Below are 8,016 nucleotides of genomic sequence, written 5' to 3'. Positions count from 1 at the left end.
CCGGTCATCGCGACCAGCCGGCCGCCCTCCTGCTCCGACCTGATCAGCGCGAGCTTGTCCTCGGGGGTCGCCTCGGCCAGGAAGTCGTCCACCCCGGCCTCGTCGGCGATCGCCTTGGCGGTGAGCGGGTTGTCACCGGTGATCATGACGGTGCGGATGCCCATCCGGCGCATCTCGTCGAACCGCTCGCGCATGCCCTGCTTGACGACGTCCTTGAGATGAATGACCCCCAGCACCCGCGCCTTACCGTCGGCGATCTCACCGACGACCAGCGGGGTGCCGCCCGAGGCCGAGATGCCGTCGACCAGGTGGCCGACCTCCTCGGTCGCGCGGCCGCCGTTCTCGCGTATCCACTTCATCACGGCCGTCGCCGCGCCCTTACGCACCTGCCGGCCGTCGACGTTGACCCCCGACATGCGGGTCTGGGCGGTGAATTCCACCCACTCGGCGTGGGCGAGCTCACCTGGCTGACGTTCGCGCAGGCCGTACGCCTGCTTGGCGTAGACCACGATCGAGCGGCCCTCAGGCGTCTCGTCGGCGAGGCTCGCAAGCTGCGCGGCAGCGGCCAGGTCGGCGGCGGAGATCCCCGAGGCGGGCTGGAACTCCGATGCCTGCCTGTTGCCCAGCGTGATCGTGCCGGTCTTGTCGAGTAGCAGGGTGCTGACGTCTCCTGCCGCCTCGACCGCGCGGCCGGACATGGCCAGGACGTTGCGCTGGACCAGCCGGTCCATGCCCGCGATACCGATGGCCGACAGCAGCGCGCCGATCGTGGTCGGGATGAGGCAGACCAGCAGCGAGACCAGCACGACGCCGGTGACACCGTCGCCCGTCAGGGCGAGAGAGTCGGCGATGCCGGGGTTGACGTTCTTGGCGTAGATCGCCATCGGCTGCATGGTGACGGTGGCGACCAGGAAGATGATCGTCAAAGCGGCCAGCAGGATGTTCAGCGCGATCTCGTTGGGCGTCTTCTGCCGGTCGGCACCCTCGACGAGGGCGATCATCCGGTCGATGAAGCTCTCGCCCGGCTTCTGGGTGATGCGGACGATGATCCGGTCGGACAACACCCTGGTGCCGCCGGTCACCGCCGAGCGGTCACCACCCGATTCGCGGATCACGGGTGCGGACTCGCCGGTGATGGCCGACTCGTCGACCGAGGCGATGCCCTCGATCACGTCACCGTCGCCGGGGATGATCTCCCCGGCTTCGACGATCACGTGATCGCCCTGCTTGAGCTCCGGCGCGCCGACGGTGTCCCACGAGGACACGTTCGCGCCCGGCGCCCAGCCGGAGAGACGGCGGGCGGTGGTGTCGCGCTTGGCGGCACGGAGCGTGGCGGCCTGCGCCTTTCCACGGCCCTCCGCGACGGCCTCGGCGAGGTTGGCGAAGACCACCGTCAGCCACAGCCAGACGGCGATGGCCCAGGCGAAGAACGACGACTCGCTGGTGGCAGCGAGGACTGTGGTGGCCAGCGCGCCGATCTCCACGATCAGCATCACCGGGTTGCGCCACAGCGAGACCGGGTTCAGCTTCTTCAACGCGTCGGGCAGTGACTTGATCAACTGCTTGGGGTCGAGCAGACCACCGCCGACCCTGCCGTTCTTCTGCGGCGTCGGCGCCTGTCCCGGCGCCTCGAGCACTGGGGTGGACATTAGCTGATTCCTTCTGCGAGCGGGCCCAGCGCCAGGGCCGGGAGGAAGGTCAGGGCGACCAGGATGATCGTGACGCCGACCACCATGCCGACGAACTGCGGCCGGTGGGTGGGCAGCGTGCCTGCGGACTCGGGAACCGGGGCCTGCCTGGCCAGCGATCCGGCCAGGGCCAGCACGAAGATGATCGGCAGGAAGCGGCCGAGCACCATGCACAGGCCGAGCGCCACGTCGTACCACGGCGTGTTGACGGTGACGCCGCCGAACGCGGAGCCGTTGTTGTTCGAGGCGCTGGTGAAGGCGTAGAGGATCTCGGAGAACCCGTGTGGGCCGCTGTTCAGCATGGCCGCCAGACCCGCTTCGTTGCCCATGGCGACAGCCGTACCGACGAGCACGAGGATCGGGGTGACCAGGAAGTACATCGAGGCCAGCTTGATCTCGCGGGCGCCGATCTTCTTGCCCAGGTATTCGGGGGTACGGCCGACCATGAGCCCGGCCACGAAGACCGTGATCACGGCCAGCACGAGCATGCCGTACAGGCCCGCTCCCACGCCGCCGGGTGCGACCTCGCCCAGCATCATGTTGAACAGCGTCATCATGCCGCCGAGCGGGGTGTAGGAGTCGTGGAAGGAGTTGACCGCGCCGGTGCTCGTGAGAGTCGTCGCCGCGGCGAACGTCGCGGAGTTGGAGACGCCGAACCTGACGTCCTTGCCCTCCATCGCCGAGCCGACGGCCTGCGGCACGGTGGCGTTGGCGCCCAGCTCGAAGACGTTGGTCAGCGCGACACTGGTGATGGCGATGGTCGCCATCACGGCGAGGATCGCGTAACCCTGCCTGACCTGGCCGACCAGCTTGCCGAAGGTGCGCGGCATGGCGAACGGGATGAGCAGGATCAGGAAGATCTCGAACCAGTTGGTCCAGCTGGTGGCGTTCTCGAACGGGTGCGCCGAGTTGGTGTTGTAGAAGCCGCCGCCGTTGGTGCCGAGCTCCTTGATGACCTCCTGGCTGGCTACCGGGCCGCCGGTGATCGACTGGGTGCCGCCGGCCAGGGTGCTCAGCTCATGCGGGGAGGAGAGGTTCTGCACCAGACCGCCGGCCACCAGCACCAGTGCGCCGACGAAGGCGATGGGCAGCAGGATACGGACCGTACCGCGCACCAGGTCGACCCAGAAGTTGCCGATGGTGTCAGCCCGGTTGCGGGCGAAGCCGCGCACCAGCGCGATCGCCACCGCCATGCCGACGGAGGCGGACACGAAGTTCTGTACGGCCAGCGCGGCCATCTGCACCAGGTGGCCCATGGTGGACTCACCCGAGTAGGCCTGCCAGTTGGTGTTGGTGACGAAGCTGATCGCGGTGTTCCATGCGATGTGGTCGGGCACCGGGTCGAAGCCGAGTGACAACCACAACTTGTCCTGCAAGCGCTGCATGCCGTACACGAACAGGATCGACACGACGGAGAACGCCAGCACGCTGCGGGCGTAAACCCCCCACCGCTGCTCGGCGTCCGGGCGGACGCCGAGCAGGCGGTAGATGCCGCGCTCGACGACGTTGTGCCTGACGCCCGAGTACACGCGGTACATGTAGTCGCCGAGCGGCCTGTGCGTCAGCGCGAGGGCGATGATGAGGGATGCGACGAAAATGATCCCGGCTGCTGTGGTACTCACTAGAACCGCTCCGGGAACAGCAGGGCCGCGACCATGAAGATCACCAGACCGACGGCCACCACAAGGCCGATGGCGTTGATGGCGCTCACAGGCGCTCCACCGCCTTGACGACGAACCCGAAGATCACGAACAACGCGACCGTCAGGGCGACGAAGATGACGTCGGCCATCCCCACTCCTCTAATCCGAATGTTTGCTCTTCTAACACCCATAGAAAAGCGGGATATTTGGGAGATTTTGCCGTCCTTAACGCATTTCATACGCCCGCAGGCCAACCGTTGACACCTTCTTGACGGCACGGCGGAAACGGCGCACAGGAGTGCCGTCGAGACAGGCGCGCCTGCGGCGACCTCGACCGGCAGGACCTGCACTTCACCGAGGAGTGCGGCTCACCCGACGTGGACGTGCGGCCTGCGGGTGATGTCCGGTTCCGCCTGGCGGAGGACCTCTCGGGTCATCGGTGGTACGTCTCCGCCGCCGAACAGCAGGTAGCGCAGCATCGCCGCCACCGGATTGCCCTCGGTCCAGTGGAAGTAGATGTGCGGTATCCGGCCCGTACGGTCACGCAGGTCGAGCAGGAGCGCGGCCAGCGAGTTGGGCACCGTGGGACTCTCGAAGCGCAGGATCCGGTGGCCGAAGCGTTCCTCGCCGTGCACGACCAGCTCGGTCTCGAACTCCGAGGCGTCGACGACCGTCACCTCGACGAACATGACCTGCTCCGAGCTGCGCAGGCGGTGGTTGAGCCACTGCTCGCGCAGCTTGTCGTTGTACTCGGCCTGGTCACGTTCGTGCGGCTCATTGGCGATCAGGTGCACCTCGCCGCAGGCCCCGTTGACGAACTGCCCGGCCAGCGGGTCATAGGTCACCTTGGTGACGCGCAGCTCGGTGGAGCGGGTCGTCCGGGAGATGAGCGAGGTCACGATGATCGCCACGATGAAGAAGGACGCTATCTTCACCCCGTCCGGGCGCTCGACCACGTTGTCCACCAGCGTGAAGGCGAAGACGGCGGAGACGGCGGCGAAGCCGCCCATCAGCCTGGTCTGGCCCTTGCGCCACGCGGACAGCGTCACGGCGACGGAGGCGGACAGGATCAGCACGAGCACACCGGTGGCGTAGGCACCGCCCTGGGCTTCGACGTCGGCGTCAAAGATGATCGTGATGGCGAAGCCGATCGCGCTGAACACCAGGACCAGCGGGCGTACGGCCCGCGTCCAGTCGGGCGCCATGCCGTACCTGGGCAGGTAGCGCGGCACCAGATTGATCAGACCCGCCATCGCCGACGCCCCGGCGAACCAGAGGATCGCGATGGTGCTGACGTCGTACAACGTGCCGAACCAGTCGCCGAGGAAACCGTGCGCCAGGAATGCCAGCGCCCGTCCTGAGGCCTTGCCGCCCTCCTCGAACTCCTGCTCCGGGATCAGCACGGTGGTGACGAGGCTGCTGAAGATCAGAAAGACGCTCATGATGATGGCCGCCGAGGTCAGCAGCCGCTTGGTTCCCTTGATCCGGGCCTGGACGTCGCCCTTGACAATCGGCATCACCGCGACGCCCGTCTCGAAACCCGACAGGCCCAGCGCGAGCTTCGGCATCACCAGCAGGGAAAGCCCGATCATGGCCATCGGGCTGGTGTAGGTCGTGGTCAGCGCGTGTTGCCAGTCGATGACCAGGTTGGGGGCATCGAGCACGTGCGTGACGGCCACAGCCACCACGATCGCGTTGAGCACGAGGTAGACGCCCACGAGGACGACGGCGATGCCGATCGCCTCGCTGAAGCCCATCAGGAACACCCCGCCGAGCAGGGCGAGCAGCACGAGCGTGACCAGCACCCGCTGGCCCGACAGGAAGTCGGGGACGAACGGGTTCTCCAGGATGTGGGCCGTCGCGTCGGCGGCCGAGAGCGTCATCGTGATGACGAAGTCGGTGGCGGCGAACCCGAGTAGAGCGAGCACGAACAACTTGCCCCACCACTGCGGGGCCAGCTTTTCCAGCATCGCGATCGAGCCCTGGCCGTGCGGGCTCTCCTCCGCGACCCTGCGGTAGACGGGCAGCGCCCCGAACAGGGTGAGCATGACCAGCAGCAGCGTCGCCAGCGGCGACAGCGCGCCGGCCGCGAGCGCCGCGATGCCCGGCTGGTAACCGAGGGTGGAGAAGTAGTCGACGCCCGTGAGGCACATGACCTGCCACCACGTGTGCTTCTTGTGCGGACCGTGCTCGATCTGCTTACGGTCGGTCTGTAAGCCCTTGAGCAGCCACGTCTGTAGTGGCCCAGTCGTGCCGGCCACTGTCGGCCCCCCACATCAACTATCCGTAAAGACGCAATGCACACTACTGACGTCAGAGCCCATCGATTCATGGCCAGGCGTCAAGAAAACATCAATATTCACAGACAGGGCATATGCGGCTATAAACGGAAAGGTCCCGCGCCGAAGCGCTGCGAGGCGTGCCTGCAGGCTGTCGAGGATGGCGTTCAGGCCGAAGGTGGTCTCGATGCCCCGACCACTCGGCCGGCAGGTAGAGCGTCACCTCGTCCGGGGTCGGGATACTTCGCTGAGCGCCGAAGTATTTCCGGTTTAGCGTCGGCCGCGTGAGAATCTCGCCGGACACCGGCCGTCAGACGGAATCGCCTACCCTATCGCCCGCCCTGGCCGCGGCAGGCGTCACCGCCGCGTTGTGCTCCTCGGTCTGCGACTCCATCCGCACAGCCGGCCGGGCCGCCACCGGGTCGCTGGTTCCGGGGTCGCTCGGTCCGGTACGCCGCGAAGCATGGCCCACGCGCGCCGCCTGGCCGGGCATGGACGCCGATTCCGTGAGGGAGGGGACAGCGTGACGCCGTGGGAGATGCTCGCCGTCTTCGCGGCCGGCGTCAGCGCCGGCGCCATCAACACCGTGGTCGGCTCCGGATCACTGATCACCTTTCCCGTTCTGCTCGCCACCGGAATGCCGGCCGTCACCGCCGCGGTCTCCAATGCACTCGGCGTGATACCCGGCTCCATCAGCGGGGCCATCGGTTATCGCGCGGAGCTCAGCGGCCAGAGCCGGCGCATCCTGAAGATGAGCGCCGGCGCCCTGCTCGGCGGCCTCACGGGCGCCACGCTTTTGCTGGCCCTGCCCGCCACGGCGTTCGAGAAGATCGTGCCCGCCTTGGTGGGCCTCGCCCTCGTCCTGGTCATCCTCCAGCCCCGGATCAGCAGAAGCGTACGGCGCCGCCGCGAACGCACCAGCGGTTCCGCCCGCCCCGACGGAGGCCCGCTGCTTCTCACCGGACTGACACTCGCCAGCGTCTACGGTGGCTACTTCCCCGCCGCCCAGGGAATCATCTACATGTCCCTGATGGGGGTACTCCTCGACGAGACCTTGCAACGTCTCAATGCCGTCAAGAACGTCCTTGTCGCCGTCGTCAACACCGTCGCTGCGCTCTTCTTCCTCTTCTCCGCGGATTTCGACTGGATGGCCGTCGTACTCATCGCGGCCGGTTCCGCCTTCGGCGGCCCGGTCGGGGCCAAGGTAGGCCGCCGCCTCAGCCCCGCGGTGCTGCGCATCCTCATCGTGGCGGTGGGTACCGTCGCCATCGTCCAGTTGTTACGTCACTGACCCAGGATGATGGAGTCGAACGGGTGGCCTCCCCGGCACGGCCGGACGCCGTCGGCTCCCCCGCGCAACCGCGTCGTCGTAGGCGGGGGAGCTTCTTCGCGTGCGCGGGGAGCGGTGCGCTGCGGACCAGCGGACTCGTTCGTTACTTGACGTATATCCTTGCATATTTAAAGACGTTAAAGTATTCACACCAGAATTGTGAGATCTGACCCTTCGCCCGCAGATAGAGTCCTTGTTCGTAGCATTTTCCGCAGGCGATCGGGCGCTCGCCCGCGAACCGGTCCCCGGGTACCGAACCGGATCCAGGCGGGTTCCTGTCGCAGTAGTCGGCCATCGCCGCAGGTGACGTCGACGCCTGGGCGGGCGTGGCGGCGATGGAGAATGTTCCGATGACGCCGGCCACGATCAGTCCGGCCAGCATTCGCTTCTTGCCCATGACCCGCTCCTGATACCTGATTGAATTCGAGATTGACACGGCACCGCGGCCGTTTACGTCCATGACGCGGACCACGGATGCGCTCGGCCGCTGTAGGCACTCCTGCCGCCGAGCGCCTGTCCGAGGGGGTTCGTGAAACGCACCACCGCTACTGTTTCGCCCGATCACAGGCTGCTGCGGCCACCCCCGACGGAATTCGCGTGTCCACGAGGCCGTCCCAGCAGAGGAACCAGCTTCCGGCCGCGGAAGTGGCGCCGACCCGGCAGGCGTCCCTTCTCGGGGGGCTTATCTGATACCTCCCTCCTTCGAGGTATGAGATGCAGTCGGAATAGTCGGCCTGCGCCGGCGACGCGACGAGGATGGTAAATCCGGTTGCCGCAGCGGTCACGGCTGCCGCGATGGCCGTACGAGAGACTTTCACCATTCGATCTCGCCCTTTCCTGTGCGCGTTGTCCCGTGCTTGCCGAGCTGATTTCGACTCGGCGCGATACGCATGTGCACGTCAAACCGAACGCCTCGAAGCCGCCGAACCGCTGACGCCTCGGTACCGGCTCTCCTTCTTGCCCTTGGTGATGACACGCCCTGAGCTTGACTCTGTCGGGGATCTTGTTCGCTGTCGGGTCAGCTGGCGGCTCGCCAGGAACGCAAGCGCGGGATGCCTTGCTGGTCGAGGTAGTCCT

The 8,016-nt window shown here is 66.8% G+C and carries 6 protein-coding genes; 1 reads left to right on the top strand and 5 read right to left on the bottom strand.

The genetic code is table 11. The features are described 5' to 3' along the window. The 4 genes from kdpB to ABZU75_RS44035 all read right to left on the bottom strand — a co-directional run. Positions 1-1,649 (bottom strand): potassium-transporting ATPase subunit KdpB (kdpB, locus tag ABZU75_RS44050; protein WP_355568690.1); only part of this gene is annotated, 1,649 nt, incomplete at its 3' end. Beyond that, positions 1,649-3,310 carry a potassium-transporting ATPase subunit KdpA gene (gene kdpA / locus ABZU75_RS44045; protein ID WP_350930107.1) on the bottom strand — a complete coding sequence of 554 codons (1,662 nt, stop codon included), beginning with the start codon at positions 3,308-3,310 and terminating at the stop codon, positions 1,649-1,651. The genes kdpA and kdpB, both read right to left, overlap by 1 nt. After that, the gene (gene kdpF / locus ABZU75_RS44040) at positions 3,310-3,399 is read right to left on the bottom strand and encodes a K(+)-transporting ATPase subunit F (protein ID WP_355568686.1); all 90 of its coding nucleotides are present in this window, start codon (positions 3,397-3,399) and stop codon (positions 3,310-3,312) included. The genes kdpA and kdpF overlap by 1 nt, the downstream gene beginning before the upstream one ends. A gap of 299 nt (positions 3,400-3,698) precedes the next feature. Next, a complete protein-coding gene (locus ABZU75_RS44035; protein WP_355568682.1) occupies positions 3,699-5,591 on the bottom strand; it encodes an amino acid transporter in 1,893 nt (630 codons plus the stop codon). 541 nt (positions 5,592-6,132) lie between these two features. Here ABZU75_RS44035 and ABZU75_RS44030 point away from each other — a divergent pair. Then, the gene (locus tag ABZU75_RS44030; RefSeq protein WP_355568679.1) at positions 6,133-6,900 is read left to right on the top strand and encodes a sulfite exporter TauE/SafE family protein; all 768 of its coding nucleotides are present in this window, start codon (positions 6,133-6,135) and stop codon (positions 6,898-6,900) included. A 142-nt stretch (positions 6,901-7,042) separates the two neighbouring features. On the opposite strand, the gene ABZU75_RS44025 is transcribed toward ABZU75_RS44030, so the two are convergent. Further along, positions 7,043-7,336, bottom strand: coding sequence for a hypothetical protein (locus tag ABZU75_RS44025; protein ID WP_355568676.1), 294 nt, complete (start codon positions 7,334-7,336; stop codon positions 7,043-7,045). Positions 7,337-8,016 lie beyond the last annotated feature (680 nt).

It is taken from the genome of Streptosporangium sp. NPDC005286 (assembly GCF_040607515.1).
Lineage (GTDB): Bacteria > Actinomycetota > Actinomycetes > Streptosporangiales > Streptosporangiaceae > Streptosporangium.
Note: the sequence above shows the minus strand (reverse complement) of the source record. Positions and strands in the feature narration are given on the sequence as shown.